23 protein-coding genes are annotated in these 24,006 nt (G+C 74.9%); 15 read left to right on the top strand and 8 right to left on the bottom strand.

The genetic code is table 11. The annotated features are described in order from the left end of the window. Positions 1 to 549 precede the first annotated feature (549 nt). The 3 genes from ABT048_RS10440 to ABT048_RS10430 all read left to right on the top strand — a co-directional run bounded on the left by ABT048_RS10440 (position 550) and on the right by ABT048_RS10430 (position 2,920). Positions 550 to 1,323, top strand: a complete 774-nt coding sequence (locus ABT048_RS10440; protein WP_350520934.1) for a bestrophin-like domain — start codon at positions 550 to 552, stop codon at positions 1,321 to 1,323. A gap of 153 nt (positions 1,324 to 1,476) precedes the next feature. Continuing rightward, on the top strand, positions 1,477 to 2,115 hold the full coding sequence (locus ABT048_RS10435; protein ID WP_350520933.1) for a class I SAM-dependent methyltransferase: 639 nt from the start codon (positions 1,477 to 1,479) through the stop codon (positions 2,113 to 2,115). A gap of 217 nt (positions 2,116 to 2,332) precedes the next feature. Continuing rightward, positions 2,333 to 2,920, top strand: a complete 588-nt coding sequence (locus tag ABT048_RS10430; protein WP_350520932.1) for a TerD family protein — start codon at positions 2,333 to 2,335, stop codon at positions 2,918 to 2,920. Positions 2,921 to 3,087: 167 nt separating this feature from the next. On the opposite strand, the gene ABT048_RS10425 is transcribed toward ABT048_RS10430, so the two are convergent. Continuing rightward, on the bottom strand, positions 3,088 to 4,512 hold the full coding sequence (locus ABT048_RS10425; RefSeq protein ID WP_350520931.1) for a lytic transglycosylase domain-containing protein: 1,425 nt from the start codon (positions 4,510 to 4,512) through the stop codon (positions 3,088 to 3,090). Between the two features lie 567 nt (positions 4,513 to 5,079). On the opposite strand from ABT048_RS10425, the gene ABT048_RS10420 reads away from it, so the two are divergent. Further along, positions 5,080 to 5,490: a hypothetical protein gene (locus tag ABT048_RS10420; protein ID WP_350520930.1), complete on the top strand. Its 411-nt coding sequence runs from the start codon at positions 5,080 to 5,082 to the stop codon at positions 5,488 to 5,490. A gap of 17 nt (positions 5,491 to 5,507) precedes the next feature. Next, entirely contained in the window at positions 5,508 to 5,834 is a 327-nt protein-coding gene (locus ABT048_RS10415) for a hypothetical protein (RefSeq protein WP_350520929.1), read from the top strand. Positions 5,835 to 5,843: 9 nt separating this feature from the next. Here ABT048_RS10415 and ABT048_RS10410 read toward each other — a convergent pair whose 3' ends face one another. The 3 genes from ABT048_RS10410 to ABT048_RS10400 all read right to left on the bottom strand — a co-directional run bounded on the left by ABT048_RS10410 (position 5,844) and on the right by ABT048_RS10400 (position 9,348). After that, a complete protein-coding gene (locus tag ABT048_RS10410; RefSeq protein ID WP_350520928.1) occupies positions 5,844 to 7,460 on the bottom strand; it encodes an alpha/beta hydrolase in 1,617 nt (538 codons plus the stop codon). 154 nt (positions 7,461 to 7,614) lie between these two features. Next, positions 7,615 to 8,256 carry an NAD(P)-dependent oxidoreductase gene (locus ABT048_RS10405; protein ID WP_350520927.1) on the bottom strand — a complete coding sequence of 214 codons (642 nt, stop codon included), beginning with the start codon at positions 8,254 to 8,256 and terminating at the stop codon, positions 7,615 to 7,617. 171 nt (positions 8,257 to 8,427) lie between these two features. After that, positions 8,428 to 9,348, bottom strand: a complete 921-nt coding sequence (locus ABT048_RS10400) for an EamA family transporter (protein ID WP_350520926.1) — start codon at positions 9,346 to 9,348, stop codon at positions 8,428 to 8,430. Between the two features lie 111 nt (positions 9,349 to 9,459). Here ABT048_RS10400 and ABT048_RS10395 point away from each other — a divergent pair, with 111 nt between their 5' ends. Then, positions 9,460 to 9,957 carry a MarR family winged helix-turn-helix transcriptional regulator gene (locus tag ABT048_RS10395; protein WP_350520925.1) on the top strand — a complete coding sequence of 166 codons (498 nt, stop codon included), beginning with the start codon at positions 9,460 to 9,462 and terminating at the stop codon, positions 9,955 to 9,957. Between the two features lie 7 nt (positions 9,958 to 9,964). Here the strand turns inward: ABT048_RS10395 and ABT048_RS10390 are convergent, their stop codons facing one another. After that, on the bottom strand, positions 9,965 to 10,822 hold the full coding sequence (locus ABT048_RS10390) for a methyltransferase domain-containing protein (RefSeq protein WP_350520924.1): 858 nt from the start codon (positions 10,820 to 10,822) through the stop codon (positions 9,965 to 9,967). A 29-nt stretch (positions 10,823 to 10,851) separates the two neighbouring features. Here ABT048_RS10390 and pdxR point away from each other — a divergent pair, with 29 nt between their 5' ends. Beyond that, positions 10,852 to 12,378, top strand: a complete 1,527-nt coding sequence (gene pdxR, locus ABT048_RS10385; RefSeq protein ID WP_350520923.1) for a MocR-like pyridoxine biosynthesis transcription factor PdxR — start codon at positions 10,852 to 10,854, stop codon at positions 12,376 to 12,378. A 108-nt stretch (positions 12,379 to 12,486) separates the two neighbouring features. Continuing rightward, positions 12,487 to 13,203 (top strand): hypothetical protein, encoded by a 717-nt coding sequence (locus ABT048_RS10380; protein ID WP_350520922.1) that lies wholly within the window; start codon positions 12,487 to 12,489, stop codon positions 13,201 to 13,203. Here the strand turns inward: ABT048_RS10380 and ABT048_RS10375 are convergent. Then, positions 13,172 to 13,615 (bottom strand): hypothetical protein, encoded by a 444-nt coding sequence (locus ABT048_RS10375; RefSeq protein ID WP_350520921.1) that lies wholly within the window; start codon positions 13,613 to 13,615, stop codon positions 13,172 to 13,174. The genes ABT048_RS10380 and ABT048_RS10375 overlap by 32 nt on opposite strands. A gap of 189 nt (positions 13,616 to 13,804) precedes the next feature. Here ABT048_RS10375 and ABT048_RS10370 point away from each other — a divergent pair, with 189 nt between their 5' ends. After that, positions 13,805 to 14,953 carry a glycoside hydrolase family 3 N-terminal domain-containing protein gene (locus tag ABT048_RS10370; protein ID WP_350520920.1) on the top strand — a complete coding sequence of 383 codons (1,149 nt, stop codon included), beginning with the start codon at positions 13,805 to 13,807 and terminating at the stop codon, positions 14,951 to 14,953. Between the two features lie 67 nt (positions 14,954 to 15,020). On the opposite strand, the gene ABT048_RS10365 is transcribed toward ABT048_RS10370, so the two are convergent. Beyond that, positions 15,021 to 15,737, bottom strand: a complete 717-nt coding sequence (locus ABT048_RS10365) for a polysaccharide deacetylase family protein (RefSeq protein ID WP_350520919.1) — start codon at positions 15,735 to 15,737, stop codon at positions 15,021 to 15,023. Positions 15,738 to 15,958: 221 nt separating this feature from the next. On the opposite strand from ABT048_RS10365, the gene ABT048_RS10360 reads away from it, so the two are divergent. The 3 genes from ABT048_RS10360 to ABT048_RS10350 all read left to right on the top strand — a co-directional run bounded on the left by ABT048_RS10360 (position 15,959) and on the right by ABT048_RS10350 (position 17,226). Continuing rightward, positions 15,959 to 16,444, top strand: coding sequence for a hypothetical protein (locus tag ABT048_RS10360; RefSeq protein WP_350520918.1), 486 nt, complete (start codon positions 15,959 to 15,961; stop codon positions 16,442 to 16,444). A 249-nt stretch (positions 16,445 to 16,693) separates the two neighbouring features. Beyond that, on the top strand, positions 16,694 to 17,038 hold the full coding sequence (locus ABT048_RS10355) for an ArsR/SmtB family transcription factor (protein ID WP_350520917.1): 345 nt from the start codon (positions 16,694 to 16,696) through the stop codon (positions 17,036 to 17,038). A 44-nt stretch (positions 17,039 to 17,082) separates the two neighbouring features. After that, a complete protein-coding gene (locus ABT048_RS10350) occupies positions 17,083 to 17,226 on the top strand; it encodes a DUF6126 family protein (RefSeq protein ID WP_350520916.1) in 144 nt (47 codons plus the stop codon). A 71-nt stretch (positions 17,227 to 17,297) separates the two neighbouring features. On the opposite strand, the gene ABT048_RS10345 is transcribed toward ABT048_RS10350, so the two are convergent. Then, a complete protein-coding gene (locus tag ABT048_RS10345; RefSeq protein WP_350520915.1) occupies positions 17,298 to 19,775 on the bottom strand; it encodes a cytochrome P450 in 2,478 nt (825 codons plus the stop codon). 332 nt (positions 19,776 to 20,107) lie between these two features. Here ABT048_RS10345 and ABT048_RS10340 point away from each other — a divergent pair, with 332 nt between their 5' ends. The 3 genes from ABT048_RS10340 (at position 20,108) to ABT048_RS10330 (ending at position 23,955) form a co-directional block, all read left to right on the top strand. Continuing rightward, positions 20,108 to 20,875, top strand: coding sequence for a sigma 54 modulation/S30EA ribosomal C-terminal domain-containing protein (locus ABT048_RS10340; RefSeq protein WP_350520914.1), 768 nt, complete (start codon positions 20,108 to 20,110; stop codon positions 20,873 to 20,875). 96 nt (positions 20,876 to 20,971) lie between these two features. Further along, positions 20,972 to 21,409 carry a hypothetical protein gene (locus tag ABT048_RS10335; protein WP_350520913.1) on the top strand — a complete coding sequence of 146 codons (438 nt, stop codon included), beginning with the start codon at positions 20,972 to 20,974 and terminating at the stop codon, positions 21,407 to 21,409. 332 nt (positions 21,410 to 21,741) lie between these two features. Next, positions 21,742 to 23,955, top strand: a complete 2,214-nt coding sequence (locus ABT048_RS10330) for an RICIN domain-containing protein (RefSeq protein WP_350520912.1) — start codon at positions 21,742 to 21,744, stop codon at positions 23,953 to 23,955. Positions 23,956 to 24,006 lie beyond the last annotated feature (51 nt).

Here is a 24,006-nt window from a genome sequence, read left to right as displayed (position 1 = left end):
CCCCGACCCCCACTCCCACGCCGACTCGTACGCCGTCGCCGACCGCGACACCCACCCCCACGCCGACGCCGACCCCGCCGTCGCCCCCCGCGCCGCCGCCACCCGCGCCCGCGCCTGCCGATCCGCCGCCGCCCGCCCCGGCCCCGCCGCCCGCGCCGGCCGATCCGCCGCCGCCCGCCGTTCCCGCGGCCCCGGCCCCGGCGGCCCCGAGCCCCGCCCCGTCGAGCCCGGCACGCCCGAGCGCGCCGTGGCCGGCCCCCGCGCCGCGACCGACGTTCCGCGCCCCGGCGGCGCTGCCGGTGGCGATGCCGCAGCGCCACCACGGCGCCCCGATGACCACCACGCTGCTGCTGATCATGGTGCCCGGTGTGCTCGCGGCGGCGGCCCTCCGCCCGGGTCGAGGCCAGGGCCGAGGCCGAGGCGGTTCGGGCCGGTCCTGACCGGTCGCGGCCCCGCCGCCCGCCGTCCGATCCTGCGACGTCCGTCGGCCCGGGCCTGCCCCAGACCTTTTTCGTTTCGTCACAAGCCAAGCCAGAGAAGGGAGTTCCCATGTCCGAGTGGGTGGCGTTGACCATCGCCATGGCGTCGGCCTGTGCCGTCGTGGTGGCGGTGGTCCTGCTGAGGAACCGCCGGGTGGGCGCCGCAGAGGAGAACGCCGACGAGACCCCGGACGTCATCGAGTACATCACGATGATGATCGGGGTGGTCTACGCGATCGTCCTGGGCCTCGCCATCGCGGGCGTCTGGGAGGCGCGCGGCGTCGCCCAGGACGACCTGTTCCGCGAGGCGCAGTCCCTGCGCGAGGTGAGCGACCGGGCGGTGGTCTACCCGGTCGAGTTCCGCGACCAGATCCGGGCCGACGTGGACGCCTACGTCACGTACGTGGTGAACACCGAGTGGGACTACATGCGCGAGAACGGCGGGATCTCCGAGAAGGGCGACCAGTTGCTGCAGAAGCTGCAGACCGACGTCGCCACCCGGCCGCCGGCCTCCGACCTGGAGTCCCAGGCCTACCAGCCGATCATGGACCGGATCAGCCAGGCCTCCGAGGCCCGCCAGGCGCGTGGTCAGAACGCCGGCTCGACGATGCCGGGGATCGTCTGGTTCGGGCTGATCGGCGGTGCGGTGGTGACCGTCGGCATGCTGTTCGCCCTGCAGATCCGGCGCACACCACGGGAGTTGACGCTGGCGCTCTGCTTCAGCGTGCTGATCGCCTTCCTGCTGTTCATGATCTGGGACTTCGACGACCCGTTCGCCCGCAGCGTCTCGGTGACCACCCAGCCGTTCGAGGACCTCTTCCCGTCGCTGAACCTCAAGGGCTGATCCCCTCCGGGAGGGGCCGGCCCCGGTGCTCCCGGGCATCGGGAGAATCCGGGCGGACGGACGGCCCACGCGGACCGTCCGCCCGCCCCCTCTCCGTTGCGGCCGCCCGGTAGGTTGACCCGTACCGGCAGGCCCCCGAACGGAGGACGCGCGATGGACAGCCAGGACTGGGACGACCGCTACGCCGCGAGCGAGCTGGTGTGGGGCACGGCACCCAACCAGTGGGTGGTCCGCGAACTGACCGGCCGCACCCCCGGCCACGCCCTCGACCTGGCCGCCGGCGAGGGCCGCAACGCCATCTGGCTGGCCGCCCAGGGCTGGGAGGTCACCGGACTGGACTTCTCCGCCGTCGCGCTGGAGCGGGCCGAACGGCTCACCGCCGACCTGCCCGACGAGGTCGCCGACCGGCTCACCTGGCGCCACGGCGACGCCCGCGCCGTCGAAGCCCCCGTCGGCGGCTACGACCTCGTCCTGGTCGCCTACCTCCAGCTGCCCGCCGGGGACCGCCGCACGGCGCTGCGCCGCGCCGCCGACGCGCTCGCGCCCGGCGGCACCCTGCTGGTCGTCGGGCACGACCTGAGCAACCTCACCGAGGGCGTCGGCGGGCCGCAGGACCCGGCCGTGCTCTTCACCCCGGAGGACGTCCTGGCGGACCTCGCCGACCTCGGACTGCGCACCGTCCGCGCCGAGCGCGTGCACCGTACGGTCGGTGGCGGGTCCGGGCACAGGGGCGGGGGTGCGGGTGGCGTCGCGGTGGACGCGCTGGTGCGGCTGGAGCGCGGCGCCGGGTGACGGCGCTCCCGGCCCGGCGGCTGAACCGGACGCCGGGTGCCGGATGCCGGACACGGCGCCTCTGGCCGCTGGTTCCTCGGTGTACGGACCGTTGCCGGGGGTGAGGCGCGGGGGCGTGCGGGGTAGGGGTGCTCCCAGGACGCCGTCGGATGATCACAAACTTTCTACAGTGCTGTAGATTCGCGGCACGCGGCGGTGGCAGAACGAGGAGGGCGCGATGAGCGTTTCGCTGGCCAAGGGACAGAAGATCAGCCTGGAGAAGCCGGGCGGTGGTCAGCTGAGCCTGGTCCGGATGGGGCTGGGCTGGAAGGCGGCGGAACGCAAGGGCTTCCTCGCCAAGCTGCTCGCCGCAGGCCGGGAGATCGACCTGGACGCCTCGGCGGTGCTGTTCGCCCAGGGTCGTCCGGTCGACGTGGTCTTCTTCCAGCACCTCACCAGCAACGACGGCTCGGTGCGGCACAGCGGGGACAACCTGGTCGGCGGCTCCGGCAACGCGACCGACGACGAGTCGATCACGGTCAACCTGTCGACGGTGTCGGCCGAGGTCGACCAGATCCTCTTCACCGTCAACTCCTTCACCGGGCAGACCTTCCAGGAGGTCGAGGCGGCCTTCTGCCGGCTGGTGGACGAGACCACCGGCGCCGAGCTGGCGCGCTACACCCTCACCGGCGGCGGCCCGTACACCGCGCAGATCATGGCCAAGGTGCAGCGCACGGGGACGGGTTGGCAGATGACCGCGATCGGCCAGCCCGCCACCGGGCGGACCTTCCAGGACCTGATGCCGGAGCTGGTCAAGCACCTCTGATGCTCCCGCGGGCGCGCACCCGACCCGTGCGCCCGCCCGACCTGCCCGGCGGGACACGCGACAAGGCCGGCCGCGACCGAACCGGACACGACAGGACGCGACGGGGGCGCGGTTCCGCACCGGGAACCGCGCCCCCGTCGGGCACGTCGTCAGGTCACCACGTCAGGTCACTTCTTCGGGGCCGCCGAGGGCGAGAACGAGGCGCTGGGGGTGGTGCTGGGCGCCGCGCTCGGGGTGCCCGTCGCGGTCGGCGCCGGGGTCGGGCAGCCGGGGAGGCCGGTCGGCGTCGCCGTCGGGGTGCCCGTGGGCGTGGCGGTGGGGGACGGGGAACCCGTCGGGGTGGGCGTCGCCGTCGGCGTACCGGTGGGCGTGCCCGTGGGCGTACCGGTCGGGGTGGCGGTGGCCGTCGGGTCCGGGCAGGCTGTGGGCGTGCCGGTCGGGGTGCCCGTGGGCGTCGCCGTCGGGGTGCCGGTCGGGGTGGGCGTCGGCGTCGCGGTCGGCGACGGCGAGCCGGTGGGCGTCGGCGTCGTGGTGGGCGTCGGCTGCGCCGTCGGCGACGGGTCCTGGGTGGGCGTCACCGGCGTGGTCGGCGTGGTCGGCTGCTGGGTCGGAGCCGGGGCGGGCGTCGTGCCGGTGCCGGTCGCGCCGGAGCCCGATCCGCCGCCGACCGTCGGGCCGCCGAGGACCGGGAGGAACGGCGAGGGCAGCGAGGGCGACGGTATCGAGGATCCGGGGCTGTTCGGGACGGTCGTCACCGTGCCGCTGCCGTAGTGGGCCATCCAGTTGCGGACGGTCCGCAGGTACTCGCCCGAGTTGTTGTAGCTGAGCACCGCGCGGTCGAGCTGCGCCGGGTCGGAGAGGTCGCGGCCGCCCGCGCACAGGTAGCGCCCGGCGGCCTCGGCGGCGTCGAAGATGTTGTTCGGGTCGGCCTTGCCGTCGCCGTTGGCGTCCACGCCCGAGGTGGCCCAGGTGGACGGGATGAACTGCATCGGTCCGACGGCGCGGTCCCAGCGGGAGTCGCCGTCGTAGCGGCCGCCGTCGGTGTCGGCTATCGCGGCGAAGCCGTTGCCGTCCAGCGCCGGGCCGAGGATCGGGGTCAGCGTCGTGCCGGAGGCGTCCACCTGGCCGCCGTTGGCCTGGCCGGACTCGACCTGGCCGATCGCCGCCAGCAGCTGCCAGGGCAGGTGGCAGCCGGGGGAGCGCTGCGCCAGCGAGGCCTCGGTCTGGCGGTAGGCGGCGAGCACCGTGGCGGGCAGGGCGGGCCCGGTGGCCGCGAACAGGCCGGCGTCAGGAGCGCCCGGCAGCGTGCCGGGCGGCTGCGGGAGCTGGAGGGTGCCGCCGCCGTCGGCCGGAATGCCGGTGCCGGGCGCGGGGGTGCCGAACGGCGAGCCGGTGCCCTGGTGGTCGGCGTCCGGGGCGCTGGCACCGCTCGTCGGGCCGGTGTCCGCGGCCGCGCCGGGGGCGAGCCCGATTCCCGTCACCTGAGAGCCGGTCAGCGCGGCGAGCGCGGCGAAGGCCGCCGCCGTCCCCGTGACCCGCTTGCCGACCCGGAGCTTCCGCCCGCCCTGGCTGCTGCCGAACCTCGCCGTCATCCGATTCCCCTCCCCGTCACCGCCCGGACGATCCCGGAACGGTTGAGCTGTCGTCATCGTGCCCGTCCACCTGATAAGGGGCCCGCCACCGCACGATTAGTATCACGACGATCTGACAGGGACAGGGTGACCGGGAGGCGGCCCGAGGCCCTCCGAGGGGTTAACTCGGCACTTCAGCGGGGGTGCGCCGCTCCCGGGCCTGCGGACGACGCCGCGGACCGCACTCCGGAGCGGTCCCGTGGCCGGCGGTCGCTTCACCCGCGTCCGGCGGCAGCTCCCCTTCCGGTACCGGGAGTTGACCAAGGGCCCAACGGCAGTGGGACGGACGCCGCGGGCGCCGGACCGGCGGTTCGGAGCACGGGGGTGGTACGTGCGCGGTGTTCCGGGCTCCCCGGCGGCGCCCGCCCCCGACCTCCCTGACCTGCCGGAACGTCCGGCGCCCCGGTCGGCCTCCCCTAGCAGGACGGGCCCCCGGACACCAGGGCGCCCTCCCAACTCGCCCCTGGACGGGTGACGTTCTGGTGAAAGTGGGCATGCCAGGAATCACCGCCCGGCATGCTGTGCCGCGTGATGATGCGGATGGAGGTCCAGACCGTGAGCCCCAACCTGCCGGAGACCGTCGCCGAGGGAGCAGTCGTCCTGCCGGCGCCCCCTCGGGTGGTGGACGACCTGGCCCGTGACCTGACCCAGGCCGCCGCCGCCGTCCGGGCCGTGTCGCGGACCTGCCGTTCCGGCGGGGACGTCGCGGTCGCCGCGTACACCGCCGTGGTGTGCACCGGACTGTCGGCCGCCCGCGCCCTGGAGGAGGCGGCCGCCTGGTGCCGTCAGGCCCCCGGCGCCGAGGTGCACTCGCTGGCCTGGGCCCGGGTGCCGGGGCACCGCGACGACGTCCACGAGTACCGCGTCACCCTGGCCGTCAGCTTCCCCGACGACGAGACCGGCGAGCACCTCGGGGACACCCACCACGCCCGGCGCTGAAGTCGTATCATCACCTCATGGCTGAGGGGGGTACGAACGACATGGTGAACGAGACCGGCGACGGTACGGACGGTGCGACGTCGAGTTCGGTTCCGGTGTCCGCCTCCGACGCAGACGGCCCGCAGGAGCTCTCGCGGGCCGCCGCCGTCGCGGTCACCGTCCTGGCCGCGCTGTGCGGTGCGGCGGTGCTGCTGGCCGTGTTCCACTGGCTGGGGTGGGCCGTCCCGGGGATCGGCTGGCTCGTCGCCAAGGCCGGCATCAAGCTCGCCGTCGGAGGCTTCGCCGCGATGGCCGTCGGCCTCGGCTGGCTCCGCGCCCGGCTGGGCGCCAGGCCCCGGAACTGACCCGGGCCGTCAACCCGCCTGCGGCGAGGCGCAGGTGAGGTCGTGCGCGGGCGCCTTGTCGTCCAGCAGGTAGCGCTCGACCACGTCGGTGACGCAGGAGTTGGTCCCGGGGTACTGGCCGTGGTCGCCGTTCCCGGTGACGGTGACCAGCTTCGAGCCGCGCAGCGCGCGGTGGGCGCCGAGGGCCGCCTCGTAGTACGTCGCCGGGTCGTGCACCGAGTTGAGCATCAGCGTGGTCGGCAGGTGGGCACCGGTGACCTTGACCTTGGGTGCCGGGGCGACCGGCCAGGCGGCGCAGACCGCGCTGAAGGCCAGCGTCCGGGCGCCGACCAGCGGCCAGCGGGCGGTGTTCTCGGCGCCGAGCCGCACCCAGGTGTCCATGTCCCTGGTCCACGCGGTGTCGTTGCAGGTCACCGAGAAGTACTCGGCGAGGAAGTCCGGGCTGAGGTAGCTGTTGAACATGGTCGCGACCGCTGCCCGGGTGGCGGCGTCGGTGGTCTGCCAGTTGTCGAGGACGGCCAACAGGCGGGCGAGGTCGGGGAAGTGGGACGCCGAGTAGATCGCCGAGATCGCGATGTTGTCCAGCTGGTTGGGGCCGATCGTCAGCGAGCCCTCGACGATGGGGGAGTCGTGCAGCGCGGCCCGCCGCTGCTCCCAGTGCGCCCGCACCTGCTCCGGCGTGGTGCCCCAGTGGTACGTGGCGTCCTGGGCCGCCAGCCAGGGCACGAAGTCCTCGTCGAAGCGGCGCTGGAAGCTCATCGGCTGGCCGAGCTGGAACTTCTCCCAGGTGCCGTCGAAACCGATGTTGCTGTCCAGCACCATCCGCTCGACCCGGTGCGGGAAGAGCGTCCCGTAGTAGGCGCCGATCATCGTGGCGTAGGACGGGCCGTAGTAGCTGAGCTTGCGCTCGCCGAGCAGGGAGCGGAACAGGTCGATGTCGTGGGCGGTCTGCTCGGTGGTGAGGTAGGGGATCAGGTCGCCGCTGCGCTCCTGGCAATCGGCGGCCAGCTTGGTGGATTCGGCGATCACGTGGTCGACCGCGGCGGGGGACTGGTCGCGGTAGTCACCGGCCAGGAACTCCTGGAACTCCTCCGGGGTCTGGCACACGGCCTTGGTGCTCGCGCCGACCCCGCGCTGGTCGAAACCGACGATGTCGTACGCGGCGCCGACGGCCGGGGCGGCCGTGGCCAGTCCGGCCGGGCGCAGCAGGCCCGAGCCGCCGGGGCCGCCGGCCGCCATCAGCAGGGTGCCCTTGCGCTTGGCCGGGTCGGCGGACGCCTTGTGCCGGGAGACGGCGATGGTGAGGTCGGCCCCGACACCGGGGTGGTGCCAGTCGCGCGGGGCGGTCATGGTGGCGCAGTCCAGGGCGGGCTGCGTGGTGCAGGGCTGCCAGTTCAGCGTCTGGTGGGTGTAGCGGGCGGGTGCCGGGTCGGCGTCGCCCGGATCGCGGGCGGTGTCGGCACTGGCGGTGGCGGGAACGGCGAGGCCGGTCAGCACGGCGGCGGCCATGGCCAGCGCGGCACGGCGGGTGCGGGGCCTGGTGGCGGCCGGAGTGGTGCGGGCCGGGGCGGTGGCGGCCGGTGCGGCGGCGGTCGGGGCGGGGTTCGTCGATGCGGTGTTCGTCACGGGAATGATCCTGTCCGAGCCGGGCCTGACGATCGATCACCCGTGCTGCCGTCTTCGGGGTGGTGCTGGCTACACCCCCGCCCGGAGGAAGCCTCCAGTTCCGGGCGGGGGTGGCGGGCGGCGGCCCCACCCCCGTGGAGGCCGCCGCCGGCCGTCAGTAGGCGGCGGTGAACCGGGCGCGGCGGTGGGCGGGCGTCTCGACCTCGTCGAGGAGGGCGACGGCGAGGTCCTCCATGGAGATCGCCGAGTTGCCGTCGGCGTCGAGCAGCAGCTCGTCCCGGCCGAGCCGGAACCGGCCTGTGCGCACGCCCGGTTCGAGCAGCGCGGCCGGGCTGAGGTACGTCCAGTCGACGTCGGCGTCGGCCGCGCGGTAGAGGTCGAACTGCTCGCCGCAGGCCAGCGCGATCGGCCGGATCTCGGCGGGGAAGCCGGGGGTCTCGACGAGGGTCGTGCCGTCGGTGCCCGGGACGACGAGGTTGCCCGCGCCGCCGACGGCCAGCAGTCGGACGCCGGTGCCGGCGACGCCGGCCAGCAGTCCCTCGGTGGCGACGGCCAGTTCGTGCTCGCTGCCGGGCACCGGGCGGGTGGCGGTGATCACCGCGTCCTGCCCCGCGGTCACCCGGGTGACGTCCTCGGGGTTGCGGGCGTCCGCGACGGCGAGGGTGACGGCGGAGGGCAGGCCGTGCGGCTTGGCCGGGTCCCGTACGACGGCGGTGACCTCGTGGCCGCGGGCGATCGCCTCGGCCACGACCCGGCTGCCGACGTTTCCGGTGGCGCCGAACACGGTGATGCGCATGGGGAGTTCTCCTCGGATGGGGGCCGGACCGGGGGTCGGACCGGATGCGGGATGCGGGCTTGGGAACGCGGGATGCGGGATCGGGAACGGGGGCTCGGGGACGCCGGCTCGGGGGCGCGGGGTCCGGGACACCGGTGGGGATCCCGCGGCGCGGGACTCCGACCGGGAGGGTCAGACGTTCTCGCGCACCGGCGGTGCGGCGGCCGAGCGGGCCACCGGCGTCGACCCGGCGGTGGCGCCGGGCCGCCGGGTCTGGGCGACGACGAGCGAACCGAGCACGACCAGGGCGCCGAGCGCCTGCAGCGGGCTGAGGTTCTGTCCGAGCGCCAGCCAGCCGATCAGGGTCGCGACCACCGGGCTGAGCAGGGAGAGGAAGGAGAGCGAGGTCGGCGGCAGCGAGCGGAGCCCGCGGAACCAGAGCGCGTAGGTGAGGGCCGCGCCGATCAGGCACAGGTAGGCGTAGCCGAGCACGTTGGCGGCGGTGTAGTGGGTCGGCGGCGCGCCTTCGGTGAGCAGCGTGAGCGGTACCAGCAGCAGGCCGCCGGCGGTGAGCTGCCAGCCGGTGGTGGCGAGCAGCGGGGCGGGCGACACCCAGCGCTTGGAGAGCACGACGCCGGCGGCCATGACCGCGGCGCCGCCGAGCGCGGCGGTGACCCCGAGCGCGTCGAGTTCGGCGCCGGCCCGCAGGACCAGCAGGCTCACGCCCGCCACGCCCGCGATGCCGGACAGCACGGTGCGCAGGGTGAGCCGGTCGCCGAGGACGGCGGCCGAGAGTCCGGCGGTCAGCAGCGGCTGGACGGCGCCGACGGTGGCGGCGATGCCGCCGGGGAGGCGGTAGGCGGCGATGAAGAGCAGGGCCTGGAACGCTCCGATGTTGAGCGCGCCGAGGACCAGGGAGCGCCACCACCAGCTGCCCTTCGGCAGTCGGCGGGTGAGGGCGATCAGCAGCAGCCCGGCAGGCAGGCAGCGGATGACGGCGGCGAGCAGGGGGCGGTGGGGCGGCAGCAGCTCGGTGGTGACGAGGTACGTCGTCCCCCAGACGGCGGGGGCGAGGGCCGTCACCAGCACGATGGCGAGGCGATGTCTTAGCACTAAGCCAATGTATCTCAGCGCTAAGACATTCTTCACCGTCGCCCGTGGGTGACGTGGCTCACAGTTACCTCACCGCTAAGGGACCGAGGTCCGATCGCCTACCCTGGTGCCGTGGCAGATCATGTGGACCGCGTAGTCGCGCAGTGGGCCGCCGAGCGTCCCGACCTCGACGTCTCCCCGATGGAGGTGTTCGGCCGGCTCAAGCGCCTGTACCGCCTGGTGGACGCGGCGCTCAACCGCACCTTCGCCGAACACGGCCTGGACGCCGCCTCCTTCGACGTCCTCGCCACCCTCAAGCGCAGCGGCCCGCCCTACCGCCTCACCCCCACCGGCCTGATGCAGTCCTCCATGGTCACCTCCGGCGCCATCACCCAGCGCCTGGACCGGCTGGAGGCCCGCGGCCTGGTCACCCGGACCCGCAGCGACCAGGACGGCCGCAGCCGCGAGGTCGCCCTCACCCCCGAGGGCCACGCCCTGATCGACCGCGCCCTGCCCGACCACCTCGCCACCGAGTTCGGCCTCCTGGAGGGACTGGACGACGCCCGGACGGCCGCGCTGGTCGACGCCATGCGCACCCTGCTGGCGACCCTCGGGGACAGCCCGGACTGACGGATCCTCACGGGTTGACCGCGACCGCCTTGAAGAAGGTGTAGTGGAAGGTCCCGCCCGGCTCGGCCGCGCGGCGCAGGTCCGCGATGCCCCGGTCGAAGTCCTCCGCCGTGGTCAGCCCGGCGGCCAGCGCCTCCGCCCGGACCGCCTCGACCATGGCGACGAAGGTGCGCAGCGTGAAGGCCTCCGCCAGCTCGGGGCGGCCGCCGTCGGCGTAGACCGTCCGCGGGCGCACCGTCACGTCCGTGAACCCGGCCGCCGTCAGCAGCGGGTGCAGGCGACGGCCGAGCAGACCGTCGCCGCCCGCCGCGGCCTGGAGGCGGACCAGGTGGTCGATCGTGCGGCCGGCGGCCGGGCTCTGCGGGTGGAAGAAGGCCGAGCCGTGGTCACCCTCGATCACCGTGATCGTCCCGCCCGGCCGCAGCACCCGCCGCAGCGCGGCCAGCCCGGCCGCCGGGTCGGGCAGGTGCTCCAGCACGAAGCAGAGGAAGACGTGGTCGAACGCGCCGTCCGGGAACGGCATCCGGTGCAGGTCGCCGTGGTGCCAGCTGACGTCCGCGTCCGGTGCCTGCGCCGCCACCCGGGCGCGGGCCTGCGCCAGCGAGTCCGCGGAGAGGTCCATCGCGGTCAGCAGCATCCCCGGGCCGGCGGCCAGCAGGTGCACCGTCTGCGCCCCCACCCCGCAGCCCGCCTCCAGCACCCGGCTGCCCGCCGGGTACGCCGTGCCCGCGTGCAGCAACTCGGCCAGGGTGTCCGCCTGGTCCCCGAGGCGCCGCGCCTCGGTGTCCGAGTAGCCGTGGACGTAGGTCGTGCCGTCGTTCTCGTTCTCGTTCCGGTGTGTCGGCCGGGCCGTTTCCGTGGTCATGGCCACCACCCTCGCGCCACCATGGTCCGGTGAACAGGTCCAAAACCAGCCCGACCGACAGGTCCAAAGAGCCCGGAGGCCCCCGGGAGACCGGCGCCGACTTCCTGCAGCTCGACACCGCCGACGCCCCGTCGGGCGGCCTCACCGACTGGCTCGCCCGCCGACTGCGCGAGGCCGTCGCCGACGGCCGGCTCCCGACCGGCAGCCGGCTGCCCGCCAGCCGGGTGCTGGCGGCCGAACTCGGCGTCTCCCGCGGCGTGGTGACCGACGCCTACCGCCGCCTCGCCGAGGAGGGGCAGATCGCCGGACGGGGCCGGGGCGGCACCGTCGTGGTCGCCGCCCCGGCCCCGCCCGCCGTGCCCGCCCCGGAATCGCTCCGCCCTCCGGCGCCGACGGCGCCCGCCCTGGCGCCCGCCCTCTTCCGGGACGACCCCGACCCCGAGGTGTTCGACCTGCTGCGCGGCACCCCCGCCCGGATCGACCTCACCCCTGGCGTGCCCGACCTTGCCGCCTTCCCCCGCGCCGCCTGGCTGCGCGCCGAACGCGCCGTCCTCGACGGCCTCGCCGCGCCCGACCTCGGTTACGGTGACGTCCGCGGCACCCCGGCGCTGCGCCGGGCCGTCGCCCACTGGCTCGCCCGCAACCGGGGCATCCGCGCCGACCCCGACGAGGTGCTGGTCGTCGCCGGCACGGCCCAGGCCCTCGCCCTGCTCGGCCGCGCCCTCGGGCGGACGGGCATCACCGAGGTCGCCGTCGAGGACCCCGGCTCGCTCGGCGCCCGGCAGCACCTCGCCCACTGGCTCGCCGCCACCCCGCCCGTGCCGGTCGACGCCGAGGGCATCCGGGTAGACGCCCTGCGCGCCACCGGAGCGCCGGCCGTCCTGCTCACCCCCGCCCACCAGTACCCGACCGGTGTCGTCCTCGGCGGCGAGCGCCGCCGGGAACTGCTGCGCTGGGCGGCCGAGGGCGGCCTGGTCATCGAGGACGACTACGACGCCGAACACCGCTACGACCGCCCGCCCGTCCCGGCGCTGCGGGCCGCGCTGCCGGACCGGGTCTGCTACGCGGGCAGCATCTCCAAACTGCTCGCCCCCGCGCTGCGCACCGGGTGGCTGCTGGTGCCGGCCCGCCTCCGGGACGCCGTCCTCGACGCCAAACGCTTCGCCGACCTCGGCAACCCGGTGCTGCCGCAGCTCGTCCTCGCCCGGCTGATGGAATCCGGCGAACTCGACCGCCACCTGCGGCTGCTGCGCCGCCGCCACCGGCGCCGCCGGGACGCCATGATCGCCGCCATCCGCACCCACCTCCCCGGCGCCACCGTCCACGGCGCGGCGGCCGGTCTCCACCTGATGCTCACCCTGCCGGAGGAACCCGGCTGCACCGACACCGAGTTGGCCACCGCCGCGCTGGCCCTGGGCGTGAAGGTCCAGCCGCTGTCCTGGCACACCCGGCTGCCGTACCCGCCCGGACTCGTCCTCGGCTACGCGGCGGGCTCACCGCCCGACATCAGCGCGGGCGTCGCCGTCCTCGGCCGACTGCTCCGCCGGTCGGGGTGAGCGGGCGGCCCGGACGCCCGCCCGGCGGGCAAACGAGTACGGGTACTCAGGACGGAAGCGGAGGGCTACTCAGGCAGCGGCCGGCCGGCTCCGGGCACGATGACGACCATGGAGAACGGATCCCCGGCCCCTCGACGCGCTCGCAACGCGGCCTACCTGGTCATCGGCCTCGGCCTGGCGACCACCCTGGTGTTCGGCGTCGTGTTCGGCGTACGGAGCCTCGGCCGCGCCTGGGCGGGCGAGCCGTACCCGACGGCCGACCCGGCCGCCACCGCGACGCGGGTGAACGACCGGCTCCTGGCCGCCTACGACGCGTTCGGCCTGTCGCCGGCTCCGGAGCTCGACCCGCAGGTCACCCCGGCCGTCGAGGCCGACGTCTACGACTGCCACCGCCGGGGGTTCGCCCACGCCCTCGACGGCATCGACGACTCCGCTCCGCACGAGCCCCGCACCGCCGCGATCCACGCGGGCTTCAGCGTCCGGGGGCTCACTGCTGCGCAGGCGGAGGCCGCCGTCCGGAGCGCGGAGCGAACGCTGAACGGCCAGGGGTGGACGGTCACCGTGTCCCGGGAGCCCGACCGCGTCCGGCTCGTCCTGGAGCCGCCGAAGCCGGGTGGCGCCGTCGCGCCCTCCGGCTCCGCCGGGTCCGCCGCCGACGCGGTCCCGGCCAGTGTCTCCGCCACCGTGGACTACGCGAACGGCTACCTCCACCTCAGCGCCGGCGCGGAGTGCGCCCGCTACCCCGAGGACACCCGGGTGGACGACGAGGGGAAGCCGGAGGGCCTGCCCGCCCTCACACTCCCGGCGCAGCTCCGTCGGTCGTGACGGCCGGGGGCGGGGCGGGCCGGGCGGCGTGCCACCAGGGGTCGGCCGCGGCACGGGCGAGTTCGGCGTCGTACTGCTCCGCCTCGAAGTCGAACTCCGGCGGGCGGGACTGCTGGTCAGGCACCTCCCAGGCGGACCAGCGGACGACGTTCCCGAAGCGCTGCACCTCGGCCGAGAGGTAACCGCAGCACCCGCCGGTGCACTCCGGTTCGCCCAGGCGGACGCGGTGCGGTTCGCCGGTCGCGTGCAGCGGGCTCGGGCGGCCGTCGGGGAACAGCAGACCGGCCCAGGGCCCCTGGCCGTCGGGCCCGGCCGCCTCGGCCACCAGGTCCTCGTCGTTGACGCGGACCCGCAGCTCGGCGGTGAGGCGCCGGCCCGGCGGCAGGATCCTGATCTCCAGTCGGTCGAACACGCGTCCACCCTATGGCCCTGCGGTGTAGCGCCGATCGGAGTACCGGACGAAGCTGGTGCGGGGAGGGAACCGGCGGGTCGGGCCCGGGTACGCTGACGGGCCGTGGTCCGCCGTCGACCGAACCGCTCCGACGCTGCATCGCTCCGACGTTGCATCGCTCCAGTCACTCCCATCGATCCAGGAGACGTGATGGCCGCCTTCCGACGAGCCGCCCGGTTCGGAGTGGTGCTGACGGCCCTGGGGGCCGCGCTCGGCCCCGTACCGGTCGGATCGGCTTCCGTGGCCGGTAGCGCCCACCCCGAGAGGACCGTCGCCGTGGCCACCCAGGACCAGGAGGACTCGCGGGTGCTCGCCGGACGGCGGATCGTGCTCTCGTACGCGGGGCCGACGCCACCGCCCGGGGTGCTGCAGACGATCCGGGAGGGTCGCGCGGCCGGGGTCATCCTGTTCGGTGAGAACATCACCGGCCCGGACCAACTGGCCGAGGCCGTCGCCGCGTTGAAGCAGGCCGCCGCCGAGGCACCGGAGCCGCGGGCCCTGCTGCTGATGACCGACCAGGAGGGCGGCAAGGTCCGTCGACTGCCGGGCGCGCCCGAACTCTCCGCCCGCCGCACCGGGTCGGCTGCGAACCCGCCGGCCGCCGCGGTCGAATCCGGGATCGGAGCCGCCCGGAACCTGGCCGACGCCGGCCTCAACGTCAACCTCGCCCCGGTGCTCGACGTCTACGACACCCCGGACAACTTCATCGACCACGCCGAGCGCTCCTACAGCCAGGACCCCTCCACGGTGGCCCAGTTGGGCACCGCCTTCCTCGCCGCCCAGCAGGGTCTCGGCGTGGCCGCGACCGCCAAGCACTTCCCGGGCCTCGGCGCCGCCGTCCGCGGGGCCAACACCGACGAGGGCCCGGTCACCCTCACCGCCCCGCTGGCGCGGATCCGGGCCCACGACGAGGCCCCCTACCGGTCCGCCATCGCGGCGGGCGTGCGGCTGGTGATGGCCTCCTGGGCGGTGTACCCGGCGCTGGACCCGGAACGCCCGGCCGGGCTGTCGCCCGCCGTCATCCAGGGCGAGCTCCGCGTGCGGCTCGGCTTCGACGGCGTGACCGTCACCGACGCCATGGAGGCCGGCGCGCTCGCCCCGTACGGGGACACCGGGGACCGGGCGGTGGCCGCCGCCGAGGCCGGGATGGACCTGATGCTCTGCTCCGCCCGTGACCCGCAGCAGGCCGAGGACGCCGCGGTGGCCCTGGCCGCCGCCCTCGACGACGGCCGGCTCGACCGCCGCGCCTTCACCGCCGCCGTCTCCCGGGTCGACGCCCTGCGCGCCTCGCTCGGGTGACCGTCGGGGCGGCCGGCGGGCGGGGCGGCGCCGGTGCTTCGAGGCCCGGCCGGCCCGCCGGCGGGGCTCACCGGTCGAGCAGCGTCCGCAGGTCGATGATGCGGTAGCCGCGCGCCAGTGCCCCGTCGATGATGCGCGGGAGCGCTTCGGCGTCGAGGCAGGTGTCCGGCCCGCCCTCGTCGGTGGCGCCGACGTGGAGCTGGAGGACGGCGCCCGGGGTGAGCGCGGCGAGGGCGCGTTCGACCGCGCGGTCCGCCGTCATGCCGTGGCCGGGGCCCAGGTAGCCGTTGGTGTCGGCGGTGAACTCCAGGTCGGCGTAGCCGAGTTCGTTGACGGTGGTGATGCTCTGCGGGGTGGTCTCGCTGTACGGGAAGCGGAAGAACGGCAGCGGTTCCGTCCCGGCCGCGCGGCGGATCGCGGTGTCGGCGCGCCGGACCTCGGAGCGGGCCCGGTCGGCGGTGAGGGCGGAGAAGTGGGGGTGGCTGTAGGAGTGGTTGCCGAGGCCGTGCCCGGCGGCGGCGATGGCGCGGACCGCTCCGGGGTGGCGGTCGGCGAAGTCGCCGGTGGGGAAGAACGCGGCCGGGACGCCGCGGTCGCGCAGGACGGCGAGGACGGCGTCGAGCCCGGTCTCGTTCCAGGCGGCGTTGAAGGTCAGTGCGAGGACGCGTTCGTCGGTGGGGAGCCGACGGATCTCGGTGCCCAGGAGTGCCGCGGGCGGTGGGGCGGCGGCCAGCAGGGCGACGGTGGCGAGGACGGCTGCGGCGGCGGTGCGGAGTCGGTTCACCTGGGGTCAACGCGGGCGTTGCCCGGCGGGTTATGGGCGTTCGCCCGTCCGGGGGTGATCGCGCCATCGAAGGTCTGGTTTCGGTCGAGGCGGCACTTCTAAGGGTGAAACGCACTCGGGCATAGGAATCGCATGGCACAGTTTCTGTCCGTGGGCCTATGAAATGTCATATGTACCACGCCACCTGTCTCTGACCGTCCTCGTCTCCCAAGGAGCAACCCATGAACCGCATCGCCAGGATCTCGGCGGGCGCCGCCGGCGCCGTCGCCCTGTTCGCGACGCCCGTGCCGGCACTCGCCGCGACCCAGACGGCCGCCGCCCCTGTTGCCGCCCCCGCCGCCACCGGTACCGTCACCACCTGCGGGTGGTCCGGCCTCCAGGCCGGCCTGTCCACCAAGGTCTGCGCCGACGTCACCGGCGACAGCGTCGTGCTCTACGGGCAGATCGGGCTGGCCGGCCCGCCGTCCCCGGGCACCCCGTGGCCGCCGGCGCCGCAGGAGCTGCTCACCCGGCTGTCGGCCGACGTGGCCGGCGGCAACTCGCTCGGCGCGGTGAACGGTCGCACCGTCTTCACGGTCAGCACGGTGCGCGTCGACGGGATCACCGCGACGGTGCCGTGCGGTTCGACCGTGCACGCATCCTTCTCCGTCGAGGCGATGTGGCGAGGACCGGCCCCGGTCACGGTCGATGTGCCTGTAGTCTGCTGACGGCTCGTCACCGTGACTGCCGAGCCCGGGAGTTGGCAGCGTCCCGGGCTCGGCGTCGGCATGCCCCGGCGCGGGCGCCGGTGCGCGGTGGGCCGCCCGTGCGCGCGGTGACCGGGAGTCGTCAAGCTGTGACGACTTGAAGAAGTCTTCATCTGTCCGCGATGATGCCTACCGGCCGCGGCACGGACCGCCCGGCCAGGACGACCACCGAGCCGGACCCGATCCGGCCCCGAGGGAGGCGCGCGGACGATGCCGGTCCCGCTGTACCAGGCCAAGGCGGAGTTCTTCCGCACCCTCGGCCACCCCGTACGGATCCGGGTCCTGGAACTGCTCCAGGACGGACCCCGGCCGGTGCGCGAGCTGCTGGCGGAGATCGAGGTCGAACCGTCGAACCTCTCCCAGCAGCTCGCGGTGCTCCGCCGCACCCAGCTCGTCACGGCCACCCGCGAGGGCAACACCGTGGTGTACGCGCTCAGCACCCCGGACGTCGCCGACCTGCTGCGCGCGGCGCGCAGGATCCTCACCGAGCTGATCACCGACCAGGGCGCGCTGCTCACCGAGCTGCGCGCGTCCGGCGGCCGGCAGCTCCGCTGAGCCGCGCCCGGCCCGTCCGACAGATCCGAGGAGAACCACCCACCATGAGCGACAGCACGAGCGACGGCACCAGCGACGAGAAGAGGCGCCGCAAGGCGATGCTCATCCGCGCGGGCATCTACATCTTCGCCACGCACCTGTTCGCCGGCTTCGTGCTGCTGCTGTTCGCGCTCGGCGGTCGGAAGTAGCGCGGCCGGGGCGGCCGGCTCGGCGCCGCCGACCGCGCCGGCTGCTCAGGGGTGCCGACCGCGCCGGTTGCTCAGCGGCGCCGCCCGTCGTCCGGGACCAGGTAGCGGCCGCTGGTGCTGCTCCAGGCCTGCACGCCCGCGACGAGCTCCCTGGTCCCGTCCAGGTACCAGCGCCCGGCCGGGTGGCGGCGCTGCAGGTCGCGGCGCAGCGCCTCGCTCTCCCGGCGCAGCGCCGCCACCCGGTCCCGCACGGCGCGGACGGCGCGGCTGCGGGTGCAGCCGCGGGCCCGCTGCAGGGTGAGCACGGTGTTGAAGGCGGCCGCGGTCTGCCGTTCCTCCCGCTCCAGCGAGTAGAGGTCGTTGATCAGGGTGGCGGCGTCGGCGGTGTGGGCGCGCAGGCGGTGCAGTGCGGGATCCGCGTGCAGGGCGGCGGGGGCCTCGGCGCCGTGGACCCGTTCCAGTATGTTCATGAACGGGTAGAGGCAGCTGCCGTGTCGGCGCAGCCGCATGGTGTCCGTCAGGCCGAGGCCGTGGGCGGGCACGGTGCCGCGGGCGCGGTGCTCGGCCTCGGCGGGGAAGGTGGCCAGGCACTCCCGCCACTCGCGGGCCGCCCGGGCGCGCCAGGCGGGTGACATCGAGGCGCGCTGGCGGTCCCACAGTTCCCGCCAGGAGTCGAGGAGTCGGGACTGCGGCGGGGTGTCGCCGCCGTCGAGGACGGAGATCAGCGGGTCCACGAGGGCGTGCGCCTCGGCGGGGCGGCGTCCGGGGGTGCCGTCGAAGCGGTCGTCCAGGATGGTGAACCAGCCCAGCATGTCCAGCAGCAGGTCGAGTTCGGTGCCCCGGGTGCGGGGGAAGGCCTGGCCGATCAGTTCCTGCAGGGCGTAGGCGCGGTAGCCGGGCAGCTGCGCGGGGGTGAGCAGGCCGTGGCGGACCGCCCAGTCGTCGTGTCGTCGTGCGGCGGCGTGCAGCTCGCCGGGCGGGCGGCTCGCCGGGCTCGCCGCAGGGGCTCCGGTGAACGGACAGCGGCCCGCTGTCGCAGGTTCGTCGCAGGAGGACGCCGCACCCCGGCCGTCCGCCGTCCGCTCCCCGCGGGCCGCCCGCCGGGAGCCGCCCGCCCGCTGCTCGCGCGGCGCCAGTCGGACGCGCAGCCCCTGCGCCTGGACCGTCGTCCACACCACCTCCCGGGCCCGTGAGCCCGCTACGGCCACCGGCCGCCAGCGGCGCAGGATCGCGGCCGCCGCGACGGTCAGCTCCGCCCAGGCGAAGGCCTCCCCGATGCACTTGTGCTTGCCCGCGCCGAAGGGCAGGAAGGACGGCCGGCCGCCGCCGCCGTCCTGCCAGCGCTCGGGGCGGAAGGCGAGCGGCTCGGGGTAGCGCACCGGGTCGCGGTGCAGCGCGGTGAGGCTGTACAGCAGCTCGGTGCCGGCCGGGATCCGGTACGGGCCGAGCTCGACCGGGACGCGGGCGGTGCGCATCAGGAAGGCGTTGGGCGCGTGCAGACGCACCACCTCCTGGGTGACGCTCCTGGTGTACGTGAGCCGGGCCAGCGCCGCGGGCGTGGGGACGGCGCCGGCGGGCAGGTGCTCGTCCAGCTCGGCCAGGACGCGCGCCTCCACCTCGGGGTGGCGCAGCAGTTCGTCGAGCAGCCAGGTGAGGGTGGTGGAGACGGTCTCGGTGCCCGCGCCGAACATGGTGATCGCCTCGGAGCGGACGTCGGCCTCGGTGAGCGGACAGCCGGTGGCCGGGTCGGTCGCGGCGCGCAGCAGGGCGGGCAGGGTGCCGGGTCCCTCCTGCGAAGGGCCGGGTCCGTCCTCCGAACCCGGGCTCTCGGTGGGGCCGTTGACGGCCTGGTCGACGACCTGGTTGAGCACCCGCACGGCGGCGTCGAAGCGCCGGTTGACGGGCAGCGGCAGCCGGGCGAGCGACGGGGTCGGGTAGAGGGACTGGACGATCTGGCCCTTCACCATGTCCGGCAGCGCCCGGTGGAAGGCCAGGGTGGCGTCCTCGCTGAGCCGGGCGCCGAACAGCGAGCGGGTGACGATCTCCAGCGCCAGGTGGTTCATCTCCTTGGCCACGTCCAGGACCTGGCCGGGGTGCCAGCGCCCGGCCCGCTCCTCGGTGACCCGGTGCATCACGGCCAGGTACTCGCCCATCCGGTCCGGGCCGAAGGCGGGCTGGATGATCCGGCGCCGGTCGCGGTGGGCCTGGCCCTCGGACATCAGCAGGCCGTCGCCGAAGGCCGTCTTGAGGGTGTCCTGGACGGCGCCGCGCGGGCAGTCGTGGGCGAGGGCGACCAGCAGGGTGTGGACCAGCCGGGCGTCGGTGACCACGCAGACGGTCCGCGGACCGAGGCGGATGCGGACCACGCCGCCGTGGGGGGAGAGGGAGCCGAGGAAGCCGAGCGGGTCGCGGAGCAGGGCGGCGGCGTGTCCGAGGCCGGGGAGCGCGCCGGGGGCGAGCGGCGGGACGGCGGACCGGGCCAGGGGGGAGGGGCGCGGCGCGCTTCTCGGGGGGACGATCCGCTTCCGGGACTCGGTCAGCAGGGTCATGACACAACCTTCCACAGAGGGGCAGGCGCCGGGCGGTGCGGGTGGGCACCGGCGGGCCGACCGCGGCTCGGGGCCCGGCCAGCGCGGACCCCGCGCGCACCAGGGCGCTCGCCATGGCAAACGCGCCGGTTCCACGGGCGTTGCGCCGAACGCGCGGGGATCACTCCAACGGCCGATCCCGCCGTGTCGTCCGGGCCCGTCCGGAGATCCGGGCTGACCTGCGCGGATGGCCCGGGTCGGAAGGTCCCCGACGGGGCCCGGCCGCAGGGTCTTTGGACCCTCGCCGCGGGGTCGTGGGAGGGCCAGCATGGTGGCGGAGAAGGAGGAGCCTGATGACCCGTTTGCGCCACCGGCCCGCACTCGACGTCCGGGTGGAGATCCGCGGCGAGCTGCCGCGCGAGGACGCCGAGTACGCCAGGGCCCGGGCGCTGGACACGGCCACCGCGCTCGGCCCCGGAGCCCGCGCGCTGCGGCTGCGGCTCACCCGGGCGCGCGACCGGTCGATCAGCCGGCCCGCGCTCGCGCAGGCGGACGTCCGACTCGACGACGCCGGGCCGCTGCGGGTGCAGCTGGCCACCGGAACGGCCCGGGAGGCCGTCGACCTGGTGCTGGGGACGCTCGCGGGGCGGGCCGTCCGGCTGCGCGAGCAGGGCGACATCGGCTTCGCCGTCACGTACGAGAGCGCCTACCGCCCGCAGTACGTCGAGCGCCCGCTGGCCCGGCGGCGGATCGCCCGGCACAAGACCGTGCTGCTCGCCCGCCGTACCCCCGGGCAGGCCGCGCGCGAACTGCTCGCGCTGGACCGGCGGTTCCACCTCTTCGCGGACGTGACGACCGGACGGGACGGCCTGGTGCACCGCTGCCCGTCGAGCGGTGTCGTGGAGGCGTGCGCCGCGGGCAGCCGGCCCCTGCCGCGGCTCGAACTCGCCGAGGCGGCCCGTCGGCTCTGGCTCGGCGGCCGCCCCTTCGTCGGCTACACCGGGCCCGGCGACGACCGGGTCCGGGTGCTCTACCGCCGCTATGACGGCCATTACGGATTGATCGAGCCGGTGTCGGGCGGCCGGATCGGGGCAGGAACCCTGTTGTCGGCACGGAACTGACACGACAACGGCACGGCACCACCGCACACGGGTTTCCACGAACTCCCAGTACGCCAGTACTCCACTCCACGAACTCCACGACAGGGGACCGGGACCATGGACTGCGACGAGGTCATGCTGACCGTCCGGATCACCGCGGCCGAGCGGGCGCTGCTGCGCGAGCTGGCGCGCGGGCACCGCGGTGACGTGTCCGACGTGGCGGTGGACGGCCTGCTGGAGATCGTCCCCGCCCTGCACGACGACGCGTCCGTCCTGCCGCTGCAGCGCGTCCTGGCCCGGCCCGCGCCCTTCGCCCTGACCCTGTGGCTGCCCGCGCCGGTCGCGGACCTGCTGCCGCTGCTCGGCGAGCGGCTCGCCCGCACCGGCGGGCCGCTCGCCGGGTCGGCCAGCGCCGCGCTCTCCGCGGCCCTGCGGCTCTGGCTCACCGGGGACCACGTCGCCCTGGCGGGCGCCCTGGCCCGGCTGCACGGCGGCTGCGGCGCCGCCGCGGTCGGGGCGGCCTTCGGCCCGGGGGCCGAGAAGGCTGCGGCCTGATCCCGTGTCGGGGTGACTGGCCGTCACACCGCCCGTCACACACCGACCGTCACACCGGCCGTCACCCGCCGCACGTCATGTGTCGACCGTCACACGCCCCGGGTGCGCTCCCCGGCTCCTGATCCGCACCGGACGATCCCCGCCGCCGGCCGGGCCGGCGCCCGGTGCTTCGTATGCCACCGCGCCGAGCCGACGGCCCGGTCGAACTGGTCGAAGAAATTCGCAAGAGGTTTCTGTTATTCCCACCAGTCCCACTGGCTCTCCTGAGTGTCGGAAGGCCCGAGCCCCTCTTCACCACAGGGCGCGGGTCGTCGCACGAGGAAAGGAACGCGATGGGACACCGGAGCAGCGAGCTTCGCCGGCGCAAGCGCCGCAGGCTCACCCGCAGGAGCGTCCTGGTCGCCGCAGTAGTGGCGGCCGGACTGGTGGCGGGGACGCTCGGCATCCGCACCGCGCTGGAGCCGACGGGCGCGAACAGCGCCGTCACGGCCGCGGCTGACGCGGTCGACAGCTCGGGATCGCAGGCCGGACTGGTCGGCGACGACGGCGGGCCGGGCGAGACCGGCACCGCCGAGGGCGCCACCCAGGCGCCCGCCCCGAAGCGCGACCAGAAGGCCGCGCCGCTCAAGGCGATACCCAAGGACGAGCCCGACCGCGGACTGGTCTACGCCGGACTGAGCCTGCCCAGCAGCGACCGCTGCGGCGGCACCCTGGAGGTCACCGGCAGCACCCAGTGCAGCCACGGCCCGGACGTGCCGCCCAAGGGCGTGGACATCCGTCAGGACGTCGCCCCGGTCGCGGCCCCGGCCGCGCAGGCGCCCGCGCTCACCCCGTCGGCCGGTGCCCAGCCGCCGGCCGCCGCCGACCTGCTGAAGGGCGGCGCGCCCGTCCTGGACGCCACCCAGAAGACGTTGCTCGGAGGCTCGGGCAGCGCCGCCGCGGACGCCTCGCCGGCCGCTCCCACGGCGCCCGCCGGGTCCAAGGTCCTCTGTGACGGTGACGGCAGCAGCGGCAACCGCGTCCAGGTGGTGTACGTGCACTCGCCGGGCAACGACCGCTTCGCCCAGTACCTGCCCTCGTTCAAGAAGTGGGCCGCCGACGTCGACGTCATCTACAACGCCAGTGCCGCGGAGACCGGCGGCGAGCGGCACGTCCGCTTCGTCACCGAGTCCGACTGCACCGCGTCCGTGCTGAACGTGCAGATCTCCGACTCCGAGATCCAGGACTTCAACGCGAGCAACCGGGCGTTGGCCGCGCAGGGGTTCAACCGCAAGGACCGCAAGTACATGATGTTCACCGACGCCAAGGTGTACTGCGGGATCGGCACCTTCGCCGGGGACGAGCGCCCCAGCCAGGACAACCTCAGCAACTTCGGTCCCTCGTACGGCCGGACCGACTCCGGCTGCTGGAGCGGCAGCACCGCGGCGCACGAACTCGGCCACAACCTGGGTGCGGTGAACAACAGCGCCCCCAACTCCAGCAAGGCCGGGCACTGCGTCGACGAGTGGGACATCATGTGCTACTCGGACGCACCCAACTACCCGCAGATGCGGACCGTCTGCCCGGACCGCGCCCATGACGACCGGCTCGACTGCAACCACGACGACTACTACAACACCTCGCCCGCGCCGGGCAGTTACCTCACCACGCACTGGAACGTCGCCAACAACCGCTTCCTCATCTCCGGCGGCGGCAGCAACCCGAACCCGACGCCCACGCCCACTCCGACCCCGACTCCGACGGCCACGCCGACCCGCACGCCCACTCCGACCCCGACGCCCACCGGCGGCACCACCCCCACGCCGACCGGCTCCCCGACGCCGACCCCGACCCCGACTCCGACGTCGACGACCGGCACCGGCGGCCCTGACGTGGGCGTCAGCCAGATCACCCAGAACTCCGTGATGCTGAGCTGGAAGGCGGCTCCCGCCGCCGCCGGCTACGACGTCCTGCTGAACGGCCAGACCATCGGCACCGTCCACTCGACCGTGGTCGGCGTGGTCCGCCTCGCCCCCGGCACCTCGTACACCGTGGCCGTCGCCGTCCGCGACGCCGCCGGTGCGGTCGGCAAGCCCGGCCGCGCCGCCACCTTCCGCACCGTCACCGACGCGGGCCGCCCGCAGCCGGGTGCGAGCTACACCATGGTCAACAGCCTCACCGGCCAGGCGGCCGACCTGTGGGGCAGCTCGATGAACGACGGCACCGTGGCCATCGCCTACCAGCGCACCGGCTACGCCAACCAGAAGTGGCAGTTCGAGGACGCCGGGAACGGCGCGGTGCGGATCAAGTCCGTGCGCTCCAACAAGTGCCTGCAGCTCGGCGGTGCCGTGGTCGCCGGCCAGTACGTGGCCCAGCAGCCGTGCTCGGACGCCGCCGCGCAGAAGTGGCAGCTCAACGCCGGTGACGGCGGTTTCACCGTGACGGCGGACGGCGGCTCGCTGGCGCTGGGGCTCAGCAACCGTTGGTACTACGGCGGTTGGCTGCTGGAGCTGCAGCAGCCGAACGGCAAGCCGTACCAGAACTGGTCGCTGCTGAAGACCTCGTGACGCCGGCTGGACCGCCGGCCCGCGGGCCCGTCGGACCGGCTCGCTAGCCGC

It is taken from the genome of Kitasatospora sp. NPDC096140, assembly GCF_040303045.1.
Lineage (GTDB): Bacteria > Actinomycetota > Actinomycetes > Streptomycetales > Streptomycetaceae > Kitasatospora.
The sequence above is the reverse complement of the archived record's forward strand: the minus strand, read 5'-3'. Positions and strand labels throughout refer to the sequence as shown.

Bases quoted from the DNA above. Each gene is read 5' to 3' on its own strand.
- ABT048_RS10440 (WP_350520934.1), top strand. From the start codon at position 550: ATGTCCGAGTGGGTGGCGTTGACCATCGCCATGGCGTCGGCCTGTGCC.
- ABT048_RS10425 (WP_350520931.1), bottom strand. From the start codon at position 4,512: ATGACGGCGAGGTTCGGCAGCAGCCAGGGCGGGCGGAAGCTCCGGGTC.
- ABT048_RS10430 (WP_350520932.1), top strand. From the start codon at position 2,333: ATGAGCGTTTCGCTGGCCAAGGGACAGAAGATCAGCCTGGAGAAGCCG.
- ABT048_RS10350 (WP_350520916.1), top strand. From the start codon at position 17,083: ATGAGCGACAGCACGAGCGACGGCACCAGCGACGAGAAGAGGCGCCGC.
- ABT048_RS10360 (WP_350520918.1), top strand. From the start codon at position 15,959: ATGAACCGCATCGCCAGGATCTCGGCGGGCGCCGCCGGCGCCGTCGCC.
- ABT048_RS10390 (WP_350520924.1), bottom strand. From the start codon at position 10,822: ATGACCACGGAAACGGCCCGGCCGACACACCGGAACGAGAACGAGAAC.
- ABT048_RS10435 (WP_350520933.1), top strand. From the start codon at position 1,477: ATGGACAGCCAGGACTGGGACGACCGCTACGCCGCGAGCGAGCTGGTG.
- ABT048_RS10340 (WP_350520914.1), top strand. From the start codon at position 20,108: ATGACCCGTTTGCGCCACCGGCCCGCACTCGACGTCCGGGTGGAGATC.
- ABT048_RS10415 (WP_350520929.1), top strand. From the start codon at position 5,508: ATGGCTGAGGGGGGTACGAACGACATGGTGAACGAGACCGGCGACGGT.
- ABT048_RS10355 (WP_350520917.1), top strand. From the start codon at position 16,694: ATGCCGGTCCCGCTGTACCAGGCCAAGGCGGAGTTCTTCCGCACCCTC.
- ABT048_RS10380 (WP_350520922.1), top strand. From the start codon at position 12,487: ATGGAGAACGGATCCCCGGCCCCTCGACGCGCTCGCAACGCGGCCTAC.
- ABT048_RS10335 (WP_350520913.1), top strand. From the start codon at position 20,972: ATGGACTGCGACGAGGTCATGCTGACCGTCCGGATCACCGCGGCCGAG.
- ABT048_RS10345 (WP_350520915.1), bottom strand. From the start codon at position 19,775: ATGACCCTGCTGACCGAGTCCCGGAAGCGGATCGTCCCCCCGAGAAGC.
- ABT048_RS10405 (WP_350520927.1), bottom strand. From the start codon at position 8,256: ATGCGCATCACCGTGTTCGGCGCCACCGGAAACGTCGGCAGCCGGGTC.
- ABT048_RS10330 (WP_350520912.1), top strand. From the start codon at position 21,742: ATGGGACACCGGAGCAGCGAGCTTCGCCGGCGCAAGCGCCGCAGGCTC.
- ABT048_RS10370 (WP_350520920.1), top strand. From the start codon at position 13,805: ATGGCCGCCTTCCGACGAGCCGCCCGGTTCGGAGTGGTGCTGACGGCC.